General features: G+C 74.3%; 1 protein-coding gene. It reads left to right on the top strand.

Annotation, left to right across the window (positions count from 1 at the left end):
• On the top strand, nucleotides 1–237 hold a 237-nt coding region (locus AC1RPY_RS08195), incomplete at both ends, for a hypothetical protein (protein ID WP_481763188.1).

The following is a 237-nucleotide window of genomic DNA, read 5'->3' as shown; positions in this document are numbered from 1 at the left end:
CTTTCCGGATGCGCGGCTGCACGTGCGCGGCACGACCGCGGAGCGCGCGGCCGCCTTCTGCGCCGCTCATCGCGCCCATGCGCCGCGGCTCGCGCCGCTCGACGGCGAAGCGATTCCCGAGGCGATCGACGTGGTCGTCACGCTGACCACCAGTCGCACGCCCGTCTACCGCGAAGCCGCGCGCGAAGGCCGTCTCGTGGTCGGCGTCGGCGCGTTCACCGCGGATGCCGCCGAGAT

The sequence above is a fragment of the Dellaglioa sp. CoH-56-MRSF-12 genome (assembly GCF_056782075.1).
This window is presented reverse-complemented; position numbering and strand designations above follow the sequence as displayed.